The following is a 23,701-nucleotide window of genomic DNA, read 5'->3' on the forward strand; positions in this document are numbered from 1 at the left end:
GATGATAATATGAAACGCAACTGTGATTGACTGCGGTACCCGTTGCCGCATAACCAACAAGGAGTGAGCAGTGTCTGTATCTATTCAGGGGGCATTTCCGGCCCGTCGTATGCGCCGTGTGCGCAAGCAAGATTTCAGCCGCCGACTGACGGCAGAAAATCAGATTTCAGTGAACGACCTGATCTATCCCATGTTTATCCTGCTGGGTAAAAACCGCCGCGAGCCGGTGGAATCCATGCCGGGTGTGGAGCGTCTGTCAATTGATCTGATGCTGCTGGAAGCTGAGTACCTGTCCAAGCTGGGTGTACCGGCCATTGCCTTGTTCCCTGTGGTGTCGCAGGACTTCAAGAGTGTGTGCGCCGCCGAGGCCTATAACCCTGAAGGCCTGGTACAGCGCGCCGTGCGTCTGCTGAAAGAGCATGTGCCTCAGATGGGAGTGATCACGGATGTGGCGCTGGACCCCTTCACCACCCACGGTCAGGACGGCATCATTGATGACAACGGCTATGTGATCAACGATGAAACGACGGAAGTTCTGGTCAAGCAGGCCTTGTCGCATGCGGAAGCCGGTGCCGATATCGTTGCTCCGTCTGACATGATGGACGGCCGTATCGGGGCTATCCGTGAAGCGTTAGAAGAAGCGGGCTACATCCATACCCAGATCATGGCGTATTCGGCCAAGTATGCGTCTAACTATTACGGCCCGTTCCGTGACGCGGTCGGCTCGGCGAGCAACCTCAAAGGCGGCGATAAGAAAACCTACCAGATGGATCCGGCCAACACAGACGAAGCCCTGCACGAAGTGGCAATGGATGTGCAGGAAGGGGCGGATATGGTGATGGTGAAACCGGGTATGCCGTACCTGGATGTGGTGCGCCGGGTCAAGACAGAACTGCAGGTGCCGACGTTTGCCTATCAGGTCTCGGGTGAATATGCCATGCACATGGCGGCGATCCAGAATGGCTGGCTGAAAGAAAAAGACACCGTGATGGAATCTCTGCTGTGCTTCAAGCGTGCCGGTGCCGACGGTATTCTGACTTACTTTGCCAAGTCGGTGGCCGAATGGCTGACGGCGGAAGCGGCAGAACGTCAGGCCAGTGTGGCCGACAGGAAATAAACGCCTCAGAAAAGCGAGCCCGGCTCGCTTTTTTCTTGCCTGATGATCAGGGCTTAACGTTGCGATTGATCGGGTTTTGCAGTGAGATCAGGGTTTCTGTCGATTGCACTTCATCAATGGCCTGGAGCTTGTCGATGAGCACATACTGCAGCTCTTCAATCGAGCGGCACATCAGCTTGACGAAGATGTTGTAGGCCCCTGTGGTGTAGTAGGCTTCCACCACTTCGTCGAGTTCATTGAGTTTTGCCAGAGCGGAATGATAATCTCTGGCCGCATTCAGATTGATACCAATAAAGCAACAGACGTCATATCCCAGCAGCTTAGGGTTGATAATCACTTCAGTTCCAGTAATGATGTTTGCGGCGCGCATTTTTTCGACACGGACATGGACGGTGGCCGGGCTGACATTGAAGCGCTTGGCCATTTCGGCATACGGGATCCGGGCGTCATGCATCAGGGCATTCAGAATATCTCGGTCTAAATCATCAAGACGAGGTAGCGGGGTCATGGCATCTTTCCGTGGTAGTTCGCAACTACTGCATCATATACTGGCTTGACTCATGACGCACGGATTAGGATTGGATCACAATCACGGCATAAATAAAGGATATCACTGTCTCTTCATGCGCTTAGTTCTCTTGCTACTGGTACTTATCATACCCAGGTTGGCGCTGGCTGAAGCTAACGTGCTGGTGATTCATTCCTATCATCAAGGTATGCAATGGACGGATGCCCAGCAGGCCGGGCTGGAAGCCGCTGTGCGTTCTGAATCGGTGCGTCTGCAGGTCGATTATATGGACAGCAAGCGCTACCAGTCGCCCTGGTATCTGGATCAGCTGGTGGATTTATACCGCGCCAAGCTCAGCAGTGAGCAGTTTGATGCCGTCCTGGTGACCGACGATAACGCTTTATGGCTGGTCAATCAGCTGTCAGATGAAATCGGCCCGACCCCTGTGCTGATGTCGGGCATTAATACCTACAAGCCTGCCAAGCATGCCAATCTGACCCGAGTGGGCGGCGTACTGGAAGCCAATGATATTTCGGCCAATATTAACTTAATCCAGACCATTCAGCCCGATGTCCGGCAGTATTACTTTATTACCGATCACACCGCAACCGGCCGTGAACTCTGGCAGGATGCCCAGCGCTATCTCAGCCAGCATCCCGAGCTGGATTACACCTATCTCAGCCCGCAGTCGTTTGCCGACTTGTTTGAAGCGGTCAGCCAGCTGCCACCTCACTCGGCGATTGTTTTCCTCAGCTATTTTGTCGATGGTAACGGCGTGTATATGCCGAGCCGTGAGCTGATGCAGACCCTGACCCGCAAGGCCAGTGCGCCTGTGTATGTGTCGTACCGCTTTTTGCTGGAAGGCGGCGCGCTGGGTGGGGTGGTCAGCCGGGGTTATGATCAGGGCATGATGCTGGGGCAGCTGTTAAAGCGGGTGTTGAACGCTGCGGATACCGACTATCCTGTGTTTCTCAACAGCCCCCGCCAGGTGATGTTTAATTATCCGGCGTTGCATCGCTGGAAAGTCACGGTAGACAGGGAGCAGGCGCTCTTGGTGAACCAGCCGCTGAGCTGGTTTGACAAGTACGCCGGCCAGGTCAGGCTGTTCAGCCTGGTGCTGGCGGTGATGCTCTCGGTGATCCTGCTGCTGATTGTGATTATCCGGCGCCTGCGCCGCAGTGAGAGAAAGCTGACCCAGAGCCGGACAATGTTCGAAGGGGTGTTTGATCAGAGTTTCCAGTTCATTGCCATCTTACACCCGAACGGTCAGTTGCAATCGGCCAACCTGGCGCTGCAGGATTTGCTCGGCCGCTCAGTGATCAAGTATGACCGTCCCTTCTGGGACTGGGGCTGCTGGGAGCGCACCAGCACCGAGCAGTTAAAGCAGTCCTTCCTGTCGGCGACCTGCAGTCAGCTGGTGAGATTTGAAACCGGCATCAACAGCAGTGAAGACGGCACGCGGATCCTGGATATTTCTATCAAACCCCTGCCCCACACAGACGGTGTCGAGGGGCAGTTGCTGCTTGAAGCCCGGGATGTGACTTCCCGCCATCATATGGAAGAAAAACTGCGGGAGCGGGAAATCAGCTACCGCCTGCTCTACGAACAGCAGCCGGTGATCTTGCTGGCGATCAACCAGCATGGCCGTATTCAGTCTGTGAATCAGTTTGCCACCGAGTTACTGGGCTACAGCAAGCGGGAGATGCTGGGCCATAAAGTGACCGACTTTTACCTGGACGATGAAGACATTCCCCAGCATTTTATCTCGGCTCACCAGGGCAAAGATGACCAGAACGTCTGGCGACGCCAGTTGCGCTATACCAGCGCCAGCGGCAAAGCGGTCTGGATTCGGGAAACCATACGCTCTTCCCTGTCTCAGCATCAGCTGCTGCTGGTTGGCGAGGACATTACCAGCACCCGCGAGCTGGAAGCCAAACTGGAATACCAGGCCAATCATGACTACCTGACCAGTTTGTTCAACCGCAGCTATTTCGAGCGCCAGCTCGAGGTGTCGCTATCCGAAGCCAGAGACAAAGGTGCCCGCCATGCCATGCTCTATCTGGATCTCGACCAGTTTAAAGTCATCAATGACACGGCAGGTCATGAAGCCGGCGATGAAGCGCTCAAGCAAGTGGCCTGGCTGCTGCGGGGGATCATGCCGCATAAGGCGACACTGGCACGGCTGGGCGGCGATGAATTTGCCATCATTCTCAGCCACTGTGAAGTGGAAGGGGCGCTGCGTCTGGGCGCAGAAATTCTGCATCTGCTGGAAGAAAGCGAGTTCTACTGGCAGAACACCCGTTTCAGCCTGAGTGCCTCGATCGGCATCCGGTTGATTGACAATACTGCCGGCTCCCCTCAGCAGGTACATGCCCAGGCCGATACGGCGTGCTATGCCGCCAAAGATGAAGGCCGCAACCGCCTGCATTTGTACCGTCCGGATGATGAGGAACTGCAACGGCGCGAGCGGGAAATGGCGTATGTCAACCATATCCGGCGTGCGCTTGATGAACAGCGGTTTGAGCTCTATGCCCAGGCGATTGCACCGCTGGCAACCGCATCCACCGGCCATCACTATGAAATTCTGATCCGGATGCGCAGCAGCGACGGGGCAATGATACCGCCCGGGCTGTTCATGCCAGCGGCTGAACGCTACAACCTGGCGCACCTGATCGACCGGTACGTGGTCAACGCGGTTCTCCTGTGGCTGGAAGCACACCCGGAAGCCGTTGCGCCGCTCAAGCTGTGTTCTGTTAACCTGTCCGGACAGTCGATGGGCAATCCTGATTTTGTCGATTTTCTGCTGACGCGTATTGGTCAATCCAGTGTGCCGGCCAGCAAGCTGTGTCTGGAAATTACCGAAACCGCGGCGATCGGCAATATGAGTGAAGCCATTGAGTTATTCACCCGGCTGAAAGGGCTGGGGTGCCTGATTTCGCTGGATGATTTTGGCGCCGGTCTGTCATCGTTTGGTTACCTGAAACGCCTGCCCGTTGATCTGATTAAAATTGACGGTATGTTCGTGCGTGACATTGCCGATGATGAGGTCGATTTTGCCATGGTGAAAGCCATTAACGATCTGGCCAAGAAAATGGGTAAGCAGACAGTCGCTGAGTTTGTCGAAAACGAAGCCATTTTACGGCGTCTGGAGCAACTGGGCGTGGATTATGCGCAGGGTTATCAATTTGGTAAACCTATGCCTTTGGCCCGGCTGGTCGAGAGTTTAAACCTGTCCCCAGCCACAGAGGCGATCCTGTAAATCCGCCCTGATAAGCCGGCTAGCATGTCCGGGGGAAGCGGCCACTTTACCTGCCGCCTGGCTGCCGCTTGTCTTCCTCATCAAAAAGTAGACCAATAACCGATCCCGATTGGGTATAATCCACCACAATATATGGATTCCTGTCTGCCGGCCCCGTGCCGGGCGGACATTGTTTTGCGGAGACACCCGTGCAAATCGCTTTACTTTGTGATCAACCTGAACGCCATGCCGAGCTGGCTGAACTGGCTGCCCGTTGGGGGCTGGAGCATCATGATCAGGCGCAGTTTGCGCTGTCTCTGACGGCAGAGCGCCTGGAGTTGCTCAAGCAGGATGAACCCAGGCTAGGGGCGGTTTTTGTCGATCTGGCCGGGGGCGCCGCCGCGCACCGACGCAAGTTTGGCGGCGGCCGTGGTCAGGCTATCGCCAAAGCTGTGGGCTTAAAAAGCGGAGTCACGCCGACTGTACTGGATGCCACGGCAGGGCTGGGCCGTGATGCGTTTGTGCTGGCATCTCTGGGATGCCGGGTTCAGATGGTGGAGCGCCACCCTGTGGTGGCGGCATTGCTGGAAGACGGTTTGCGCCGCGCTTGTGCCGATGCGGAAATCGGCGGCTGGGTGCGTGAGCGGATGAGCCTGCTGCATGCCACCAGTCAGCACGCACTGGCGGATCTGGCGGCCGAACCTGGTTATATACTGCCGGATGTGGTGTATCTGGATCCTATGTTTCCCCATAAAAAGAAATCGGCTTTGGTGAAAAAGGAAATGCGGGTGTTCCAGAGTCTGGTTGGTGCCGATATGGATGCCGATCAGCTGTTGACGCCGGCGCTGACGCTGGCGAACAAACGTGTGGTGGTCAAGCGCCCTGATTATGCCCCCTGGCTGGACGGTCAGTCGCCGTCAACCGTGATCACTACCAAGAAGAACCGCTTTGATGTGTATGTCAAAGCGGCCATGAAGTAGCCGCTGGCTGTTGCAGGTTGGAGAAAGCCGAAATGACCAGGTCATTGTGTAAGTACCGTCGTTCAGAGATCAGCGAAAAGATTGCCTCTATTGCTGAGCTGGTGAGCGCGCCCCAGTATTTTTGTCGCAGCTGTGCCAGGGTTGCCAACGGCAAATCGTCTCTCTGCAAACCGGGCCGCTTGCCCGTGCAGGGCCAGCGGGCGCCAGCGACGATCCCATCGGTCACTGTGGCATCTGTGATGGCTCCGCAGTCTGTCGCGGGTCAGGATCCGGTATTGCCGCCAGTGGGTGAGCGATTGGAAAGCGGTGCCATGGTGGGGCTGCCGGCGGGGTTGCTGAGCGTGTCGGTCAGGAAACTGGACAAGAAACTGCGCAAGCTGGCGAAAAAGAAACGTAAGCGGCTCAAGAAAACCGACAAATACCTGAAGAAGGCGGAAAAGTACCGGAAAAAATCCGAGCAGATACAGCGCAAGTTCGACAAGCTGATCTATAAAGCCAGTGCCTGATCATGGCCAGTCGCCGACAGATAAAAGAAGCCTCCGTTAACGGAGGCTTCTTGGTTTCAGGGGGAACTGAATCAATCAGGATTCTTTAATCAGCACAGCTGTCATCAGGCAAGTGATTACCGCAACAATAATGCCAGAAACAATTAACCAAGGGAGCATAGCCTTACTTCCATCTATAGCGCTAAAAGAGGCCACATTGAATAGTTTTTAGATACTTCCATCAATAGCAAATATATATGATGAAATGGCTATTAACAGATGGATACAAAAGCGGATTAAATCTCGTTAATACAATGTTAAATAGAACAAAAAAGCGCCTGTTCCGGCGCTTTTTTACGTTTAGTAACAGGTATGTCTGTCAGGTCAGATTTTAGCCGGCAGGGCCAGGGTTAATCCTTCTTTCGATAAGCGGGCGGCAGCGGCTTTATCGTTCAGGGTTTCCAGCACCTCGACCAGATAGCCGTAATCGGCGACAGTCGGGTGCAGTTCAATTGCCCGCTCAAGGTGCGTGCGGGCTTCTTTGGGTTTACCGTCACGCAGATACAATTGTCCCAGCGCACTGTGGGTGGCAGCATTACTACTGTCGTATTTCAGCAAATCCTGCAATGTCACAATGGCGGGGTGATAATCGGTCAGTTTCAGCGTCGGCATCAGGCTGATCAGACGGGAATCAATTTTTTTGCGCAGCGCTTCGCGCAGTATGGTGTAGCCTTCGCTGTCGGCATTGCGGGCGCACATCTCACGGACGAAGCAGGCAACCAGTTCAGGGTTCTGTTTGGCTTTCCGGCTCAGGCTGTTCCAGTGCCCCATCAGACCATCGCTGCCGCTGTGCAGGCTGATCTGGGTCATCAAGCCGCACTCGGCCTGCACCTCTAATTTATCCAGCTGCTCGCTGCTCAGGCTGCCGTACTTTCTCAGCGGGGTAATGAGGCCCAGCAGGGCTGGCCAGTCTTCCAGCTGCATATAGCATTGCTTCAGCAGTTCCAGTAACAGCGGATTGCGCGGATGGCTGCTTTTCATCTCCTGCAGCGTGGCGACAGCTTCTTCATATTGATGCTGCTGGCACTGCAGTCTGGCGCGGGTCAGTGCCACTGCCAGGCTGTCACTGTCCTGTTCGGCTGCCAGACGCAGGTATTCGTCACGCTGATGCAGTTGCCCCTGTCCCTGTGCGGCTTCCGCTGCAGCAAGATAGTTCAGTATCGGGGTGTCGCTGTGATTGGCCGATTTGACGACCAGCTTTTCCGCCTGTTTCCAGTCACCTTCCAGTACCTTAACCAGGCCGCTGGAAGTCAGCTCACGTGCTTTGCGGGTTTTGCGGCCGGAGAACCAGCCGCGGGTGACACTGCTCAGTGACAGCAGCCACTTCAACAGGTGCTCGAGCAGAAAAAACGCCCCGAAAAGCACAATCACCAGTAAGAGCAGCGTGGTCAGGCTCATTTCCAGTGTCTGGTTGGCGGCGGAGATCAGCACATAGCCCTGATTGCCGGCCAGCATCGGGCCGACAACGATGCCGGCGATCAGGGCGGCGACCAGCAGGAGAAGTTTAATCATGCCGGATCCTCCTCAGTCTGGATGGGAGCGATCTGTTGCCGCAGGCGCTGGTTTACCAGCTCCGTTAACAGCGAAGGCGATTTCAGCTGCTCAGGGTAGCTGGCTTCAATGTTCTGGCCGGCCATCTCACTGAGACCTTTAATGAAGCTCTGCGTTTTCACATCGTCAGTGTTGTAGAACTGGCTGGCCCAGTCTTTGGCCATAGTCAGGGACTGGGTGTACAGCTCACCCTGTTCGCGATACACCGCTTTAATGGCGGTTTCCAGCTTGGATTTAATGTTTTCCTGCAGGTAGAAATCCTGCTCCGGGGACAAGAGCGGAATCACATTGCCGTCGCGCTTACGGTAAGTCACAAAGTGTTCGCTGAACTGTTTCAGTGAGGTCATCAGGTTGGACTGCCAGTCGGACACCGACTCGCTGACCGTTTCATTCTGCGGCTGTTCCAGTGACTCCGGCACAATTGCGTTGGCGAGCGGCAGACTGGCGACCATCTGCTGCAGGCTGGTCAGGCGTAATACGATACCGTCACGGTCAACACGGGCCACGGCTTTGAGGGCAGTAATATCATCGTTGATGGCACTGCGCAGCGTCGTCAGGCTCGGATCATTGAGCTGGGCGATCCGGTTATCGGCGGTTTCCAGTAATACAGTGGCACTGGCTACATCGTGCTCCAGCCAGAGCTTGCGGCCCGCCATACGTGTCAGGTAATCGGCTTCGGCCAGTAACCAGTCATTCGGACGACGGCCTTTGACTTCCGACATCGCCAGCTGCAGGCCTTCAATGTCATTGCTCTGCTGCTCCAGCTTGCCTGTGGCGCTGAGTATGCGCTGCTCGACCGCACTTCTGACATCTTGGGTGCTTGTCGTCAGCTCGCTTTTCAGGGTCTCGAGCTGCGCTTGCAGCGCAGTGACCTGTGCCTGCTGGTCGCGGTTTTGCTGGTGGCCGTGATAATACAGGCCGGCACCCAACAGGATAACCAGAGCAATGGCGACCCAGCCGGTTTTGCTGCCTTTGCCAGATTCGGCGGGGGCAGCAGGCTGGCTGGCGGCAGACGACTTGGGTGGCGTGCCGGCAGTGTGTGGCGTTTCCTTGGCCTTGGAAGAGGCATCAGACTGCTTGTCTGACTTAGGGGTATCGTTATTGGTTTTCTTCTCAGTCATCCGTTTATCCCGTTGTGCCTGTTGTACTTAGTGTAGCAAGCAGTGTGGCATTGCTGGCACTGCCCACAGTGGTTATATGGCAAAAGCCAATGTCCCTGGCTTGACGGGCAATTCGCTCGCTGGGTACCAGCAAGTGGCATGTCATCAGCCATGGCTTTGCCTGCGCCGGCATCAGTCGGTACAGGTATTCCAGTTGCTGACCACTGGTGACCACCAGTGAGTCCACATTTTGTTGTTGCCACTGCCGGCTCAAAACAGCGCCATTGAGGGCCAGCCAGTGTCGGGCATAAGTTTCACAGTAAGAGACATGGGCCTGACGTTCGGCCAGTGTCTCGAAAATCAGTTCGCGGCCGCCGTTGCCACGTAATATCAGTACGTTGCGCCCTGCCGGTGTCATCAGTGCTGGCAGGGCCAGCAGCCCCTCGCTGTCTTCCTGCTGCGGTGCCTCGACATGCTGACCGCAGGCGTCTGCCAGTGTGGCGGCGGTTTGCTGGCCGACGGCGATATAATGAAGGTGAGCGGGCCAGCAAATCTCTTTTTCTGTCAGGTAAGTATGTGCCATTTTTACCGCGTGGGGGCTGACAGCAATAAGACAATCGCCTTTTTTCAGTCTGGCGAGCTGATCACCCAAAGTCGGCAGGCCGGCACCGGGGGCGATGGTCAGCAGTGGCTGAACCAGCGCCTTGATGCCCTTGGCGGCCAATGCTTGTGCCAGTGCCTCGCCGTGCGGGGCGGGTCGGGTGATCAGGACTGTCATTCTGCCTCGTCGTACAGTCGGGTCAGTATCTCGCGTGCTCCGCGATCGAGCAGCTCTTCGGCCAGCTGAGTGCCCAGGCTTTCCGCCTGCGCAATCGGGCCGCGAATTTCACCGGCGACAATCTGGCTGCCATCCGGCTCACCCACCAGCGCGCGCAGCCAGATTTGATCGCCTTCCAGCTCAGCATAGCTGCCGATAGGCACCTGACAGCCGCCTTCCAGCCGGTTGTTCATCGCCCGTTCACACAACACGCGGGTGGTGGTGGTAGGGTCGCTTAAGGTCTCCAGCAAGCCCCGGACGCGGGTATCGTCCAGACGGCATTCAATGCCGACGGCGCCCTGGCCGACAGCCGGCAGGCTGACTTCAGGGGCGAGGGCACAGCGGATGCGGTCGTCCATTTTCAGGCGCTTCAGGCCGGCACAGGCCAGCACGATGGCGTCGTATTCGCCTTCATCCAATTTCCGCAGGCGGGTCGCCACGTTGCCGCGCAGGGTTTTAATCTGCAGATCCGGGCGGCTGGCCAGCAGCTGGCACTGGCGACGCAGGCTGGAGGTGCCGACTATGGCGCCTTGCGGCAGCGCATCCAGATCGGCGTAGTGGTTGGACACGAACGCATCGCGCGGGTCTTCACGCTCGCAGATGGTGACCAGTCCCAGACCGTCGGGGAATTCGACCGGCACATCCTTCATCGAGTGGACCGCGATATCGGCACGGCCTTCCAGCATCGCCTGCTCCAGCTCTTTGACAAACAAACCTTTACCGCCCACTTTGGCCAGCGGGGTATCAAGGATGATGTCGCCTTTGGTGACCATAGGGACCAGTTCGACAATAATGCCTGGGTGGGCCTGCTCCAGTGCGGCCTTAACATATTCCGCCTGCCACAGGGCGAGCGGGCTTTTTCGGGTTGCGATCCGGATTGGCATCTCAGTCATAGCTTGGGGGTCCATCTAATTGCTCTAAATATACTAATCGTACCACTCCGATACGGGTAAGGTAATGTAGATGTTGTTGCTGGTGCGGTGAAGCGCATTTGTCCGGTTCTGTGATATCGCTTATGGGAGATATGTCACATTACTGAATGTGATCTAGCTTCCAAAGTCCAAGGTGCTGGCGATTTCGAGTCATTGTACTATTTTGTGGTGATACAGAATGGAATTGAGCATCACGGAGCAGGTTTCCGCTCGATAGACCGTACAGACTTTACGGAATGCCTGAAAAGTGTTAGATTGATCACGTTTTTGCTCACGAATGGCTCACAGAGTCCCCTAACGATGACAAGATTCGGGCCGCTCTGGATGCTGGTAGCTCTTGGAAGAGTAATTTGCAAAATTATATTAATACCTTAATAGGCAGGTTGGATAAGCATAACCACCGTCGGGTTGAACGTGCGCGTCTTGCCATGAACGCACAATCTGAGCAGGTGTTCAGTGTGCTGCCTGTGCTGTTGCATGTTAACCATCCCGCATTGCCTGGCTACCAGGATGCCGAAGTACCGCAAGGTATTGCGTCATTCATTCCTACTTCACGTCAGTCGACGCTGATCCGTGAGCATTTTGCTTTCGATCTTCCCGCTTCTTTTTTTCATGACTCTCCGGATGGCGACATCCTGGGTTTGTACGCGATGGGCAGCACCTCGTCGCTGGGCCAGAGCCTGACCAGTGATCTGGATATCTGGGTCTGTATCCGCACCCGTATGCCGTCAGATGAGCGTGAAGCGCTGCTGACCAAGTGTAAAGCCGTGTCCGGCTGGGCGCAGACACAGGGCGTGGAAGCCAACTTTTTCCTGATCGACGATAACCGTTTCCGCCATAACCGCTCGGAAGCCCTGAGTGGCGATAACTGTGGTTCCAGTCAGCATTTGCTGCTGCTGGACGAGTTTTACCGCTCGGCCGTGCATTTGGCGGGGCAGCGCTTCCTGTGGTATCTGGTACCGCCGGAAATGGAAGAGTGTTATGACGATTATGTCGCTTATCTGGCGGCCAATGGTTATATCAACCGCGATGAGTGGATTGACTTTGGCGGCCTGTGCCGCATTCCGGCCGAAGAATATTTCGGCTCCAGCCTGTGGCATCTGTACAAAAGTATCGACTCTCCCTATAAATCGGTGCTGAAAGCTATTTTGCTGGAAGCTTACTCCTGCGAGTATCCCCATACCCAGCTTTTGAGCGTGGACGGTAAGCGGCGCTTTTTCTCCGAGCAGTCGTCGCACTACGCGATGGATGCCTACTACCTGATGCTGGAAAAAGTGACCCGTTATCTGGAGCGGATTAACGATCACCGTCGTCTGGATCTGGTGCGTCGCTGTTTCTATCTCAAGACCCACGAAAAACTGACCCGCGAGCCCGGTATTGGCTCAGTCGCCTGGCGCCGTGAGGTGCTGGCGGAGCTGACCACTGAGTGGCAATGGTCCCGTGAGGTCATTGAAGAGCTGGATAACCGCCGTAACTGGAAGGTGGAGCAGGTCAAGCGCGCTCACAACGAACTGCTTGATGCCCTGATGCTCAGTTATCGTAACCTGATCCTGTTCGCGCGCCGCAACGACATTACCTCGTCGATCAGCCCGGAAGATATCAGCATTCTGGCCCGTAAGCTGTATGCGGCCTTTGAGGTACTGCCCGGCAAAGTGACTCTGCTCAATCCGCAGGTGTCACCTGACCTGCACGAAGGGGATCTGACCTTTATTCAGGTGCCTGCCGGGCGGACCAACACCGCGGGCTGGTACCTGTACAAGCAGCCGCTGGATCCGTACGCCATTCTGGGCCAGCCGTCGCTAGAGCATAACCGCTACCTGAGTAAACTGGTGGCCTGGGCGTATTTCAACGGCCTGCTGACCGAAACGACCAACCTGCACACTGTGGTGCGCGATTCGGCCATGGATATCGACAAGCTGTACCAGATGGTGAGCGATATCCGCAATACCTTTTCGATCCGCCGTCCCAAGCCCGGCCTGAAAGCCCTGTCCAGCCCGTGTGAAATCCGTCAGTTAGGGATTTTCATCAATCTGGAGCAGGACCCGACGGAAGAAATGAAAAGCCGGGCGGTGAAGTTTGATTTCAAAAATACCGATATCTTCAGCTTTGGCCCTGAGCAGACCTGTCTGGTCGGCAGCGTCGATCTGGTTTACCGCAACTCATGGAATGAAGTGCGTACCCTGAACTTCAAGGGTGAAAACGCCATGATGGATGCGCTGAAAACCATTTTGAGTAAGATGCACCAGGATGCCATTTCGCCCGAATCGGTCGATGTGTTTTGCTACAGCAAGCACATGCGCGGGATGATCCGTAACCTGGTCTACCAGCTGGTGGCCGAATGCATTGAGATGCGCCTGATGCCGGTGGAGCAGCAGGAGAAGCAGCGCCGTTTTAAAGCGATCCGCATTGGCAGCCAGACTCATGGTTTGTTCTTTGAGCGTCGCGGGGTTTCGGTGCAGAAGCTGGAAAATTCGGTCGATTTCTACCGCTGTATTTCCAGTAATAAACTGCTGGGCAGTGCCAGTGTGGTGATGGGAAAAACCGATGAGCCGCATCCGCCGTCCATTGTCGATGCGTATGCCAGTGAAGGCCTGATCCAGTTCTTCTTTGAAGACTGTGAAAACCACGGCTTCAATATTTATATCCTGGATGAAACCAACCGGATTGAGGTCTACCGCCAGTGCAGCGGCAACATGGATGAAATGGTCCATGGTGTGAACCGGTTTTATACCTCGGCGCAGGACAGGTTCAGTTACAGCTCGAATTTCATCAATTTTAACCTGCCTCAGTTCTACCATATCGTTTATGGCCCGGAGGGTGAGTGCCAGGTGTTACCTTACAAGAGCGGCTATCAGGCTGAGCGCCGGCTGGCAGCGGATAACCAGGCCGCTATGGATGAAGCCGGTAAAGGCGGCCAGATGAGTTTGTCTTAAGGCTGTGTGCCTTATCGGGCTCTGGTTATCCGGCGCCGCAGAGGAATGTCTCTGCGGCGCCGGCATCGTTTTTACCAGTCGACTTTTTCTTGCGCGTGAACCGAGCACTCGCGCTTGATCAGTGAAATCAGCTCTTCGCCACTGCGGGTGCAGAGCCAGATCCCGTCGTTATATTTGAAGTGATAGCCGCCTGATTTGGACGCAACCCAGATTTCATGCAGCGGCTCCTGGCGGTTGATGACGATCTGGCTGCGGTTTTCAAACTCCAGTGTCAGCACATTGCCCGTGGTCTCATATTCGATATCAGCGCCGGACTGATCGATGCCTTCCTCGATATGCATAAGTACCTGATCAGCCAGTTTATGAAATTCAGTATCGTTCATCCTGTAAGTCCTATTGCTTTTCCTAGTGTGGGTGCGATTATAGAGGGCATTGCAATCATTATCACTGGCTTTAAAAATGCGTACAGGTTTAATAGCAACATTTATTCTGACAGTACTGACATTGGCAGGCTGCGGCCAGAGTGGTCCGCTGTATATGCCAGCCGATGACACCGAACAGGCAGAGCAAACCGAATAACCGCGGCCATAACAGGGAAGAGACCACATTGGATTATTTTAATTATCAGCAAGACGGCCAGCTATACGCTGAAGATATCGCAGTAACTGACCTGGCTGAACGTTTTGGCACGCCGCTTTATGTATACTCCCGCGCGACTCTGGAACGCCACTGGCGCGCGTTTGACAGTGCGGTGGCTGATCACCCGCATCTGATCTGTTACGCGGTGAAAGCCAACTCCAACCTCGGGGTACTGAATGTGCTGGCCCGGCTGGGTTCAGGGTTTGATATTGTCTCTGTCGGCGAGCTGGAGCGCGTGATTGCCGCCGGCGGTGAGGCCGGGAAAGTCGTGTTCTCCGGTGTCGGTAAAACCGCCGCGGAAATGCGCCGGGCGCTCGAACTGGACATCAAGTGTTTTAATGTTGAATCAGAGCCTGAACTGGAGCGCCTGAATCAGGTGGCTGCTGAGATGGGCAAAGTGGCCTCTGTGTCGCTGCGCATCAACCCGGATGTGGATGCCAAAACCCACCCCTATATTTCCACCGGTCTGCGTGACAACAAGTTCGGCATTGCCTTTGACCGCGCCCCGGAAGTGTACCGTCTGGCGCACAGCCTGCCGCATCTCAATGTGATTGGCATGGACTGTCATATCGGTTCACAGCTGACAGAGCTGACGCCTTTTATTGATGCCACAGATCGCCTGCTGGCCCTGATTGATACCCTGAAAGCAGAAGGCATAGTGATCCGCCATCTGGATGTCGGTGGCGGTCTGGGCGTGACCTACAACGATGAGCAGCCGCCATTGCCTTCAGATTACGCGAAAGCGTTGCTGGAGCGCCTGGAAAATCACATGGATCTGGAGCTGATTTTTGAGCCGGGCCGTGCGATTGCCGCCAATGCCGGTGTGCTGGTGACCCGTGTTGAGTACCTCAAGCATACCGAGCACAAAAACTTCGCCATCGTCGATGCCGCCATGAATGATCTGATCCGTCCGACCCTGTATCACGCCTGGCAGGCGATAGTGCCGGTCGTCCCGCGTGACGGTGAGCCGCTGGAATACGACTTTGTCGGCCCGATCTGTGAAACCGGCGACTACATAGGTAAAGAGCGCCTGCTGAAACTGGAGCAGGGCGATCTGGTCGCCGTGCGTTCTGCCGGTGCCTACGGGTTTGTGATGTCATCCAACTACAACACCCGTCCGCGTGTGGCGGAAATCATGGTCGATGGCGATCAGGCTCACGTGGTGCGTGAGCGTGAAACGCTGAGCCAGCTGTGGCAGTCTGAGCGCCTGTTGCCTTAACCCATAAGCGAGAGAACGCCGATGCAGTTTCAATTTTCTAAGATGCATGGTTTGGGCAATGATTTTATGGTCGTCGACTGTGTCACCCAGAACATCTTCTTCTCCCCGGACGCCATCAGGCGTCTGGCGGATCGGCATCGCGGGGTGGGTTTTGATCAGCTTCTGGTCGTAGAGCCGCCTTATGATCCCGAGACGGATTTTCACTATCGCATTTTTAATGCCGATGGCAGCGAAGTGTCGCAGTGCGGCAACGGTGCCCGTTGTTTTGCCCGCTTTGTCTCCATGAAAGGGCTGACCAACAAATACCGGATCGCGGTCAGTACCAAATCGGGCAAGATGGTGCTGCAGCTGGAGAACGACAATCAGGTGACGGTCAACATGGGCGTTCCTGAGTTCACACCGGAAAAAATTCCGTTTAAGGCCAAACAGGAAGAAAAAACCTACATACTGCGCGCGGAAGATAACACCGTATTCTGCGGTGCCGCCAGTATGGGCAACCCGCACTGTGTGACCGTGGTGGATGATGTGGACACGGCGGATGTCGAGACGCTCGGCCCGTTACTGGAAAGCCATGAGCGTTTTCCTGAGCGGGTGAATGTCGGCTTCATGCAGGTGGTGTCGCGCGCTGCCGTGCGCCTGCGGGTCTACGAACGCGGCGCGGGCGAAACCCAGGCCTGTGGCAGCGGAGCCTGTGCGGCTGTCGCCATCGGTCAGCGCCAGGGCTTGCTGGACAGCAATGTGACCGTCAGCCTGCCCGGTGGCGACCTGCATATTCGCTGGGCTGGCGAGGGTCAGCCGCTGTATATGACCGGGCCTGTTGCTCATGTGTTCGATGGCCAAATCACGCTCTGAAGTGTGGTAAGTGGCAAGTTGCCGGTGGGGCTGTCTGGCCCCATTGAGCCTAACCAAATCTGCAAGTTATGACTGAGATGACCCAACTGAACCAACGCCCTGCGGATGATGAGGGGGCAGCGCTTAATCCGCAGGCGATCGCGGCCTTTTTAACGGCCAATCCTGATTTTTTTATCCAGCAGCCCGAGTTGCTGGAACAGCTCAGGCTGCCTCATGCGGAACGCGGGTCGGTTTCGCTGGTGGAGCGCCAGATGGAGCGGCTGCGCCATAAAGTGGCGGAGCTGGAAAAGCAGATCGAGAGCATGATGTCTGTCGCAGCCAGTAACAGCACGTTATTTGCTGCCTTCGCTCGCGCCCAGCAGCAATTGTTCCAGACCCACAATATTTACCAGGCACTGAGTGTGCTGACCGCCCTGGCAACGGAACTGGATTTGCGGGTCAGTGTGCGCCTGTTCGACAGCATGGACGCCGAGCTGTCGCTGAGCCGGCAGGCGTTTGAAGGGTTTCGGCGCGCCCGGCTCAACCCGCAGGATGTCTATCTTGGCCGCCTGCGCAGTGCCGAAAGCGAAATGCTGTTCGCTCAACCCCCTCAGCTGGGCTCATTCATCGTGCTCAAGCTGGGTGAATCGGAACGGCCTGACGGCGTACTGTGTTTTGCCAGCCGGGATGGCGGCCATTTCCAGCCCGGGATGGACACCCTGTTTGTGACCCAGTTGGCCGACGTGCTGGGACGCTTGATCCGCCACTGGGAATACAGCCGTGAGGTTATTGAATGAGTTTGCCGGCCAGCCTGACCCGCTCCCTTGACCGCTTTTACGAGTACCTGCGCAGTGAGCGGGAGCTGAGCCTGCACACTCAACAGAACTACAAGCGCCAACTGACCACAGTGGCGGAGCAGCTGCTCGAACTGGGGGTCTCCGACTGGCACACCTTAGATGCCGCCTGGGTTCGTCAGGTGGCGAGCAAAGGTATGCGCGACGGCCTCAAGGCCAGCAGCCTGGCGATGCGCTTATCCGCGCTGCGCAGTTTTCTGGATTATCTGGTCCATCAGGGAGAGCTGAAGGCCAATCCGGCCAAAGGGGTGTCAGCCCCGCGCAAATCCCGGCCGCTGCCCAAAAACCTGGATGTCGATGAGATGGATCAGCTGCTCAGCGTCGACGAGAATGATCCCTTGTCGGTGCGGGATCGGGCGATGATGGAGCTCATGTATGGCGCGGGCCTGCGCTTGTCGGAGCTGGTTGGGCTTAACGTGAAAGACATCAGCCTGAGCAAGGGCGATCTGCGGGTGATAGGTAAAGGCGACAAAGAACGTATTGTCCCTTTTGCCGGCCTGGCCCGGGAATGGGTGGGGATCTGGCTGAAAATGCGCGGACAGCTGGCCGCTCCCGGTGAACCGGCCTTGTTTGTGTCCAAGCTGGGCCAGCGTATCTCCAACCGTAACGTGCAGAAACGCATGGCGGAATGGGGCCAGAAGCAAGCGGTGTCCAGCCATATCAATCCGCACAAGCTGCGCCACAGCTTTGCCACCCACATGCTGGAGTCCAGCGGCGATCTTCGCGCAGTGCAGGAGCTGCTGGGCCACGCCAATCTCAGTACCACACAAATCTACACCCATTTGGATTTTCAGCATTTAGCCAAGGTGTACGATCAGGCACATCCGCGTGCCAAGAAAACCAAATAAGGAGCCGGTGCCATGCAGTTTTACCGCAGTTTTCGTTCTCCCAAAGCACTCACCTTTGATCTGGACGATACCCTGTACGATAACCATCCGGTGATTCTGCGCGCCGAGCAGGCGATGTATGACTGGCTGGCCGCCGCGCATCCGGCGGCCCATGCCCTGAGTCCGGCGGACTGGCAGCGCCTCAAATACCAGCTGGCGAAGGACAATCCTATGCTGCGCCACGACGTGACCGAATGGCGCCGGGTCATGCTGCGTACCGGCCTGAGCCGAGTCGGCTATTCGCAGACCCGGGCTGCTGAGGCTACGGAAGAAGGGCTGCACATAGTATTAACTGTCAGAAATCAGGTCGATGTGCCTGAGCTGACCCATGCCGTGCTCGGTGAGCTGGCCACGCGGGTGCCGCTGCTGGCGATCACCAACGGCAATGTGGACGCGGATAAAATCGGTCTGGGCCAGTATTTCTCCCGGGTGCTGGTGGCAGGGCGTGACGGCCTGTCCAAACCGGAGCCAGATTTATTTCTCCAGGCTCAGGCACTGTTGGGGCTGTCGGCGGCGGATATTCTTCATGTCGGCGATCACCTGATCAGCGATGTGGGCGGCGCCCGCCGCAGCGGTTTTCAGGCCTGCTGGTTTAATGATCAGTCACGTCAGATGCACCAGGAGTCCAAGGCAACCTGGCTGCCGGATGTTGAAATCCACACTCTGGATCAGCTGTTGACACTGGTGTGAGCCTATTCCAGTAAGCGGCTGGGCCGTCGCGCCTGGCCGGACAGGTGGTCCAGCGACACCAGCCCTGCGCCCCAGAACACATTCACCAGCAGCATCATGCCCCACAGCTGGTGGTCAAAAAAGCCCTTCTCCCACAGCAGCGGATAGGACACCACGGCGATGATGTTGAAGACAAACAGCAGCAGTGCCATCGGCCGGGTCAGCAGGCCCAGCACCAGAAACACAGGCACTATCAGTTCGGTCGCCGTGCCCAGATAGGCGGCTATCCGCCACGGCAGCAGGGGCACCTGATATTCATATTCAAACAGATACAGGGTACTGTCCCAGCTCTGGTATTTGATCATGCCCGAGTTGAAAAAGACCCAGGCGACCCACAAGCGGGTGAATAGCAGCAACAGGGGGGTCAGCGGTGCCAGCAGGCGGCTGAACAGGGTATCTGTGTCTTTGATAAGGTAGAGCATGTCAGCCTCCTGATCTTCAGTGCAGCGCTGAGGTGGCGTTGCCACTGAAGAACTGAATATTTTGATTACATATCATCAGCATAGTGGATATCGGAAAAAACCTGCGCAGCAATCAGCTCCCCCAGCACCGTCAGCATCTCCTGGCTGGCTTGTCCCAGTGGCTGATGCTGCCGCGCCAGCTGCACCAGTGCGGTTCCCGCCTGAGTGGTGGCGATCACAACCGGTCCGGGCAGCACTATGGCAGATTCCCTCGTCTGGATGGTCAAGCCGTCCAGTTGCTCATCGCGTATCGCCAGCCACAGCGACGCAACCGCATAGTCGCTGTCCAGTAACCAGCAGGCAGGCTGAGGGAGCAATTTGGCTTCGGCCAGACGCTGCTCTGTCAGTCCCTGCAGTTTTTCCAGCGGAAACGGCGCCAGGGCCGCATCGTACATCGACGCCCGGTCGACCAGCCATTCTAAGGCCGCCAGATCGGCCAGATACGGCACGGCATCAGTCAGTGATGGCTGAGCACAAATCGTCTGGTCGAAACCACCGCCGTAATGGCTGACATCGCCCTGTTCCAGCGGTGCGGTCAGAATATGCTGGCGGGCCAGCGCAGAAAAACACGCGTCACCCACCACGGCTTTGACTGCCGGATAGGTCGCTTCCAGCACTTCGCTCAGGCTGAGCACAAAGTTGTTGCGGTAGATTTGCAGCCGTTGCTCGGCGCTGAAATGGTTGGCGGTGATCAGGCCGGCGACATCGCTTGGCCGGTATTGCAGGGCCTGGGCAAAACTCGTCTGCAGAGTGGCCAGATCAGGCGCGTCGTCTTTCATGCTCGCCTCCGCCAGGGTGGGTGGCACGCAGGATCTGCCGGGCCTTGTCGGCTTCGGCCAGCAGCACGGCCAGCGGGGGAATGTCGAGGTCCCATTCGATCAGGGTCGGCACTGCACCGTGGGTTTGCACCCAGTCCCGGTACAGCTGCCAGACGGGGTCACTGACCGGGCGGCTGTGGGTATCAATCCAGATTTCCCCTTCATCCAGTTGTTTGACCGTAAAGCCAGCCAGGTGGATTTCCTTGACGGCGTCGGGGTTCAGCGCCGCCAGATAGGTGGCGCAGTCAAAGCCGTGATTGAAACTGCTGACATAAATATTATTGAGATCCAGCAGCAGGCCGCAGCCGGTGCGCTGCTGGACAAGATCCAGAAACTCCCACTCGGTATACGTGGCATGGCTGAAGCTCAGGTAGCTGGACGGGTTCTCGAGCAATAACTGGCGTCCCAGCGTCTCCTGCACCTGATGGATTTTGGCACAGACCACATTGAGTGCTTGTTCCGTGTAGGGAATGGGCAGCAGATCGTTGAAATACTGGCCGTTGATCGAACTCCAGCTTAAATGGTCGGACACGGCCATGGGCTGAATGTCGTCGATCAGGCGCTGTAACTGAGCCAGATGACGGACATCCAGCGGATCGGCAGAGCCCAGCGACAGGCCGATGCCGTGGCAGCTGATCGGGGTATGATCAGCAATGCGATTGAGACTGCGGCGTGCCGGGCTGTCGGGGTTGAAATAGTTTTCGCTGTGAATTTCCAGCCAGCCCACTTCGGGCGGGTTCATCGCGGCAAACTGACTCAGGTGGGGGGCACGCAGGCCAACCCCCACCTGTTCAAAGGCATGATCACGTATCATGATTAACTGCTTTGCGTGCTGCCGCCAGCCAGACGGTCGCACAGACCTTTGGGCACCATGATAAAGGCGTCTTTCTGAGCATCGGTTTTGGCAGTACCGGCACAGGAGCCGGTTTTGGTGGCGCAGTCATTTTTACCGGCTTTGGCAACGCCGTAGCATTTTTCTTTGGCTTCCGCGGCGGTAACGGGGGCAGAGAGTGTACCGGCCAGAATTAACAGACCGGAGACGGCGGTGGCTAAGGCTAAGTGGCTCTTGTTCATCATCATTCCTCTTTCAGTAGACAGTGAGATGTAGCAGTGAACGAACGTCCGTCCTGCGGTACCTGGCCACCACTGAGTGGCTCATTTGCAGACTAGACCCTCTTATAAAGACTAGAAAGGCAGGCGGGCGGATAAATTTCAGCCGGGTGTGATTTTTTGCTGAAAAGTGATTGCGGGCCGGTTAGGGGGGATGCAGAAAGAAGCCGGCGACAGGGCAGGCATTCTCTGGCTGAGCTGTTATAATCACCGCCAGTGTATAAATAACCAGTAGAAAGGCGATGGACGTTTCACTCTTGTTAGATGGTCTTAATGACAAACAACGCGAAGCGGTGGCGGCACCGCTGGGGAATCATTTGGTACTGGCCGGTGCCGGCAGTGGTAAAACACGGGTGCTGGTGCACCGGATCGCCTGGTTGCTGCGGGTAGAAGAAGCCTCGCCTTTCTCACTGATGTCGGTGACATTCACCAACAAGGCCGCGGCTGAGATGCGCGGACGCATCAATGCGCTGATGCAGGGCAACTGCGCCGGGATGTGGAACGGCACCTTTCACGGCCTGAGCCATCGTATGCTGCGCGCCCATTATCTCGACGCCAAATTGCCGGAAGATTTCAATATCATCGATTCTGACGATCAGATGCGCCTGCTGCGCCGTCTGATCAAAGCCCAGAATCTGGATGAAAAGCAGTGGCCGGCCCGGCAGGCGGCCTGGTATATCAACGGCAAGAAAGATGAGGGGCTGCGCCCGGCGCATGTCGAAACCTTTAACGACCCGGTTGAGCAGACCTGGCTGCGGCTCTATACCGCCTACCAGGAAGCCTGCGATCGCGCAGGTTTAGTCGATTTTGCCGAATTGCTGCTGCGCGCTTTTGAGCTGCTGAAATACAATAAGCATATCCGCGAGCACTACCAGGCGCGCTTCAAGCACATACTGGTGGACGAGTTTCAGGATACCAACAACATCCAGTTTGCCTGGCTGCGCCTGATGGCCGGTCCTGAATGCCATGTGATGATAGTCGGTGACGATGACCAGTCTATCTACGGCTGGCGGGGTGCCAAGGTCGAAAATATCCAGCGCTTCCTGCGCGAGTTTACCAATACCTCCAGTATTTTTCTGGAGCAGAATTACCGCTCGACCGGCAACATACTTCAGGCCGCCAATGCCCTGATCGCCCATAACAATGAACGTATGGGCAAAAATCTGTGGACCGACGGCAGCGAAGGGGAAAAGATTTCCGTTTACTCGGCCTTTAACGAGCTGGATGAAGCCCGTTTTGTGGTGGGTAAGATTAAAAGCTGGCAGGACAGCGGCGGCGCGCTCAATGACACGGCCATGCTGTACCGCAGCAATGCCCAGTCGCGGGTGCTGGAAGAAGCCCTGATCCAGGCGGGTATGCCGTACCGGATTTATGGCGGCATGCGTTTCTTCGAGCGCCAGGAAATCAAAGATGCGCTGTCGTACCTGCGTCTGATCTCAAACCGCAATGATGACGCCTCGTTTGAGCGGGTGGTCAATACCCCGGCCAGGGGCTTGGGTGAGCGCACTTTAGATACCATACGTATGGCGGCCCGCGATCGCGGCATCACTATGTGGCGGGCCAGTGTTGAGTTGCTGGACGAAAAAGTCCTGGCAGGGCGTGCGGCCAATTCCCTGCGCCGCTTTGTCGAGCTGGTGAATGCGCTGGAAGACGACACCCGTGACCTGCCGCTGTATCAGCAGACTGACGAAGTCATCCGCGCCTCGGGTCTGCGGGCCATGTACGAGCAGGAAAAAGGCGAGAAAGCCCAGGCCAGGATTGAAAACCTGGAAGAGCTGGTGACCGCCACCCGTCAGTTTGAAGTGCCGGAAGAAGCCCAGGAAATGAGCCCGCTGGCGGCCTTTCTGTCGCATGCCGCGCTGGAGGCCGGCGAAGGTCAGGCCGATGAATTCGATGATGCCGTTCAGCTGATGACCTTGCACAGCGCCAAAGGGCTGGAATTTCCTGTGGTCTTTATGGTGGGCGTCGAAGAGGGCATGTTCCCGAGCTTTCGCACCTCCGAAGAGCATGGCCGTCTCGAAGAAGAGCGCCGCCTGTGCTATGTCGGTATGACCCGGGCGATGGAAAAGCTGTTTATCACCCATGCCGAAATGCGGCGTTTGTACGGCAAAGACAATTTCCATAAAGTGTCGCGTTTTGTCCGGGAAATCCCGGAAGAGTTTATCGAAGAAGTGCGGATGAAAGCGCAGGTGTCGCGTCCGTCAACGGGCGGCCGTTTCAGCCAGACCCAGGTCAACGATAACTTTAATCAGACCGGTTTTAATCTGGGCCAGCGGGTGCAGCATCCCAAATTCGGCGAAGGCACCATCATCAACTTCGAAGGTAGCGGCAGCCAGAGCCGGGTTCAGGTGGCTTTCAACGGGGAAGGCATCAAGTGGCTGGTGACTCAGTACGCCAAGCTCGAAGCAATGTGATGATTTCCTTTGGCTTTT

At 56.4% G+C, this 23,701-nt stretch carries 22 protein-coding genes; 12 read left to right on the forward strand and 10 right to left on the reverse strand.

Annotated features, from left to right (window positions below):
* The first annotated feature begins 70 nt into the window (after nt 1–70).
* On the forward strand, nt 71–1,117 hold the full coding sequence (gene hemB / locus H511_RS0105970) for a porphobilinogen synthase (protein ID WP_027251478.1): 1,047 nt from the start codon (nt 71–73) through the stop codon (nt 1,115–1,117).
* Nucleotides 1,118–1,163: 46 nt separating this feature from the next.
* On the opposite strand, the gene asnC is transcribed toward hemB, so the two are convergent.
* Entirely contained in the window at nt 1,164–1,625 is a 462-nt protein-coding gene (asnC, locus tag H511_RS0105975) for a transcriptional regulator AsnC (RefSeq protein ID WP_027251479.1), read from the reverse strand.
* Nucleotides 1,626–1,740: 115 nt separating this feature from the next.
* Between asnC and H511_RS0105980 the strand changes: the two genes are divergently transcribed.
* The 3 genes from H511_RS0105980 to H511_RS22730 all read left to right on the forward strand — a co-directional run bounded on the left by H511_RS0105980 (nt 1,741) and on the right by H511_RS22730 (nt 6,349).
* Entirely contained in the window at nt 1,741–4,884 is a 3,144-nt protein-coding gene (locus H511_RS0105980) for a bifunctional diguanylate cyclase/phosphodiesterase (RefSeq protein ID WP_027251480.1), read from the forward strand.
* 188 nt (nt 4,885–5,072) lie between these two features.
* Nucleotides 5,073–5,843: a class I SAM-dependent methyltransferase gene (locus tag H511_RS0105985; protein WP_027251481.1), complete on the forward strand. Its 771-nt coding sequence runs from the start codon at nt 5,073–5,075 to the stop codon at nt 5,841–5,843.
* A 32-nt stretch (nt 5,844–5,875) separates the two neighbouring features.
* Complete coding sequence (locus H511_RS22730) at nt 5,876–6,349, forward strand: hypothetical protein (RefSeq protein WP_051287937.1); 474 nt, start codon at nt 5,876–5,878, stop codon at nt 6,347–6,349.
* A 363-nt stretch (nt 6,350–6,712) separates the two neighbouring features.
* On the opposite strand, the gene H511_RS0105995 is transcribed toward H511_RS22730, so the two are convergent.
* The 4 genes from H511_RS0105995 to hemC are packed head-to-tail and all read right to left on the reverse strand — an operon-like array spanning nt 6,713 to nt 10,749.
* A complete protein-coding gene (locus H511_RS0105995) occupies nt 6,713–7,900 on the reverse strand; it encodes a heme biosynthesis protein HemY (RefSeq protein WP_027251482.1) in 1,188 nt (395 codons plus the stop codon).
* A complete protein-coding gene (locus tag H511_RS0106000; protein ID WP_027251483.1) occupies nt 7,897–9,060 on the reverse strand; it encodes a uroporphyrinogen-III C-methyltransferase in 1,164 nt (387 codons plus the stop codon). Before H511_RS0106000 ends, H511_RS0105995 begins: the two co-directional genes overlap by 4 nt.
* Nucleotides 9,061–9,064: 4 nt before the next feature.
* Complete coding sequence (locus H511_RS0106005) at nt 9,065–9,817, reverse strand: uroporphyrinogen-III synthase (protein ID WP_027251484.1); 753 nt, start codon at nt 9,815–9,817, stop codon at nt 9,065–9,067.
* Nucleotides 9,814–10,749 (reverse strand): hydroxymethylbilane synthase, encoded by a 936-nt coding sequence (gene hemC, locus H511_RS0106010; RefSeq protein ID WP_027251485.1) that lies wholly within the window; start codon nt 10,747–10,749, stop codon nt 9,814–9,816. The genes H511_RS0106005 and hemC overlap by 4 nt, the downstream gene beginning before the upstream one ends.
* A 389-nt stretch (nt 10,750–11,138) precedes the next feature.
* Here hemC and H511_RS22735 point away from each other — a divergent pair, with 389 nt between their 5' ends.
* Nucleotides 11,139–13,721 carry a class I adenylate cyclase gene (locus H511_RS22735; protein WP_051287938.1) on the forward strand — a complete coding sequence of 861 codons (2,583 nt, stop codon included), beginning with the start codon at nt 11,139–11,141 and terminating at the stop codon, nt 13,719–13,721.
* A gap of 71 nt (nt 13,722–13,792) precedes the next feature.
* On the opposite strand, the gene cyaY is transcribed toward H511_RS22735, so the two are convergent.
* On the reverse strand, nt 13,793–14,104 hold the full coding sequence (gene cyaY, locus H511_RS0106020; protein WP_027251486.1) for an iron donor protein CyaY: 312 nt from the start codon (nt 14,102–14,104) through the stop codon (nt 13,793–13,795).
* A gap of 76 nt (nt 14,105–14,180) precedes the next feature.
* Between cyaY and lptM the strand changes: the two genes are divergently transcribed.
* The 6 genes from lptM to yigB all read left to right on the forward strand — a co-directional run bounded on the left by lptM (nt 14,181) and on the right by yigB (nt 18,841).
* Complete coding sequence (gene lptM / locus H511_RS22740) at nt 14,181–14,300, forward strand: LPS translocon maturation chaperone LptM (RefSeq protein ID WP_036758963.1); 120 nt, start codon at nt 14,181–14,183, stop codon at nt 14,298–14,300.
* A 28-nt stretch (nt 14,301–14,328) separates the two neighbouring features.
* Complete coding sequence (lysA, locus tag H511_RS0106030) at nt 14,329–15,579, forward strand: diaminopimelate decarboxylase (protein ID WP_027251487.1); 1,251 nt, start codon at nt 14,329–14,331, stop codon at nt 15,577–15,579.
* Between the two features lie 21 nt (nt 15,580–15,600).
* Nucleotides 15,601–16,431: a diaminopimelate epimerase gene (gene dapF, locus H511_RS0106035; protein WP_027251488.1), complete on the forward strand. Its 831-nt coding sequence runs from the start codon at nt 15,601–15,603 to the stop codon at nt 16,429–16,431.
* 68 nt (nt 16,432–16,499) lie between these two features.
* Nucleotides 16,500–17,207: a DUF484 family protein gene (locus H511_RS0106040; RefSeq protein WP_027251489.1), complete on the forward strand. Its 708-nt coding sequence runs from the start codon at nt 16,500–16,502 to the stop codon at nt 17,205–17,207.
* Entirely contained in the window at nt 17,204–18,112 is a 909-nt protein-coding gene (xerC, locus tag H511_RS0106045) for a tyrosine recombinase XerC (RefSeq protein ID WP_027251490.1), read from the forward strand. Before H511_RS0106040 ends, xerC begins: the two co-directional genes overlap by 4 nt.
* 12 nt (nt 18,113–18,124) lie before the next feature.
* Nucleotides 18,125–18,841, forward strand: a complete 717-nt coding sequence (yigB, locus tag H511_RS0106050; RefSeq protein ID WP_027251491.1) for a 5-amino-6-(5-phospho-D-ribitylamino)uracil phosphatase YigB — start codon at nt 18,125–18,127, stop codon at nt 18,839–18,841.
* 2 nt (nt 18,842–18,843) lie between these two features.
* On the opposite strand, the gene H511_RS0106055 is transcribed toward yigB, so the two are convergent.
* The 4 genes from H511_RS0106055 to H511_RS0106070 all read right to left on the reverse strand — a co-directional run bounded on the left by H511_RS0106055 (nt 18,844) and on the right by H511_RS0106070 (nt 21,233).
* Nucleotides 18,844–19,302 (reverse strand): DoxX family protein, encoded by a 459-nt coding sequence (locus tag H511_RS0106055; protein WP_027251492.1) that lies wholly within the window; start codon nt 19,300–19,302, stop codon nt 18,844–18,846.
* Between the two features lie 65 nt (nt 19,303–19,367).
* Nucleotides 19,368–20,120 carry an HvfC/BufC N-terminal domain-containing protein gene (locus tag H511_RS0106060; RefSeq protein ID WP_027251493.1) on the reverse strand — a complete coding sequence of 251 codons (753 nt, stop codon included), beginning with the start codon at nt 20,118–20,120 and terminating at the stop codon, nt 19,368–19,370.
* Nucleotides 20,101–20,973, reverse strand: a complete 873-nt coding sequence (gene bufB / locus H511_RS0106065; protein WP_051287940.1) for an MNIO family bufferin maturase — start codon at nt 20,971–20,973, stop codon at nt 20,101–20,103. Before bufB ends, H511_RS0106060 begins: the two co-directional genes overlap by 20 nt.
* A 2-nt stretch (nt 20,974–20,975) precedes the next feature.
* Nucleotides 20,976–21,233, reverse strand: coding sequence for a BufA1 family periplasmic bufferin-type metallophore (locus H511_RS0106070; protein WP_027251495.1), 258 nt, complete (start codon nt 21,231–21,233; stop codon nt 20,976–20,978).
* A gap of 278 nt (nt 21,234–21,511) precedes the next feature.
* On the opposite strand from H511_RS0106070, the gene uvrD reads away from it, so the two are divergent.
* Nucleotides 21,512–23,683 (forward strand): DNA helicase II, encoded by a 2,172-nt coding sequence (gene uvrD, locus H511_RS0106075; protein ID WP_027251496.1) that lies wholly within the window; start codon nt 21,512–21,514, stop codon nt 23,681–23,683.
* Nucleotides 23,684–23,701 lie beyond the last annotated feature (18 nt).

This window comes from Photobacterium halotolerans DSM 18316, assembly GCF_000425165.1.
Taxonomy (GTDB): domain Bacteria; phylum Pseudomonadota; class Gammaproteobacteria; order Enterobacterales; family Vibrionaceae; genus Photobacterium; species Photobacterium halotolerans.

Bases quoted from the DNA above. Each gene is read 5' to 3' on its own strand.
- H511_RS0106055 (WP_027251492.1), bottom strand. From the start codon at position 19,302: ATGCTCTACCTTATCAAAGACACAGATACCCTGTTCAGCCGCCTGCTG.
- H511_RS0106005 (WP_027251484.1), bottom strand. From the start codon at position 9,817: ATGACAGTCCTGATCACCCGACCCGCCCCGCACGGCGAGGCACTGGCA.
- bufB (WP_051287940.1), bottom strand. From the start codon at position 20,973: ATGATACGTGATCATGCCTTTGAACAGGTGGGGGTTGGCCTGCGTGCC.
- cyaY (WP_027251486.1), bottom strand. From the start codon at position 14,104: ATGAACGATACTGAATTTCATAAACTGGCTGATCAGGTACTTATGCAT.
- hemC (WP_027251485.1), bottom strand. From the start codon at position 10,749: ATGACTGAGATGCCAATCCGGATCGCAACCCGAAAAAGCCCGCTCGCC.
- H511_RS0106070 (WP_027251495.1), bottom strand. From the start codon at position 21,233: ATGAACAAGAGCCACTTAGCCTTAGCCACCGCCGTCTCCGGTCTGTTA.
- xerC (WP_027251490.1), top strand. From the start codon at position 17,204: ATGAGTTTGCCGGCCAGCCTGACCCGCTCCCTTGACCGCTTTTACGAG.
- H511_RS0105980 (WP_027251480.1), top strand. From the start codon at position 1,741: ATGCGCTTAGTTCTCTTGCTACTGGTACTTATCATACCCAGGTTGGCG.
- H511_RS22730 (WP_051287937.1), top strand. From the start codon at position 5,876: ATGACCAGGTCATTGTGTAAGTACCGTCGTTCAGAGATCAGCGAAAAG.
- lptM (WP_036758963.1), top strand. From the start codon at position 14,181: ATGCGTACAGGTTTAATAGCAACATTTATTCTGACAGTACTGACATTG.
- yigB (WP_027251491.1), top strand. From the start codon at position 18,125: ATGCAGTTTTACCGCAGTTTTCGTTCTCCCAAAGCACTCACCTTTGAT.
- H511_RS0105995 (WP_027251482.1), bottom strand. From the start codon at position 7,900: ATGATTAAACTTCTCCTGCTGGTCGCCGCCCTGATCGCCGGCATCGTT.
- H511_RS0106060 (WP_027251493.1), bottom strand. From the start codon at position 20,120: ATGAAAGACGACGCGCCTGATCTGGCCACTCTGCAGACGAGTTTTGCC.
- asnC (WP_027251479.1), bottom strand. From the start codon at position 1,625: ATGACCCCGCTACCTCGTCTTGATGATTTAGACCGAGATATTCTGAAT.
- dapF (WP_027251488.1), top strand. From the start codon at position 15,601: ATGCAGTTTCAATTTTCTAAGATGCATGGTTTGGGCAATGATTTTATG.
- H511_RS0106040 (WP_027251489.1), top strand. From the start codon at position 16,500: ATGACTGAGATGACCCAACTGAACCAACGCCCTGCGGATGATGAGGGG.
- uvrD (WP_027251496.1), top strand. From the start codon at position 21,512: ATGGACGTTTCACTCTTGTTAGATGGTCTTAATGACAAACAACGCGAA.
- H511_RS0106000 (WP_027251483.1), bottom strand. From the start codon at position 9,060: ATGACTGAGAAGAAAACCAATAACGATACCCCTAAGTCAGACAAGCAG.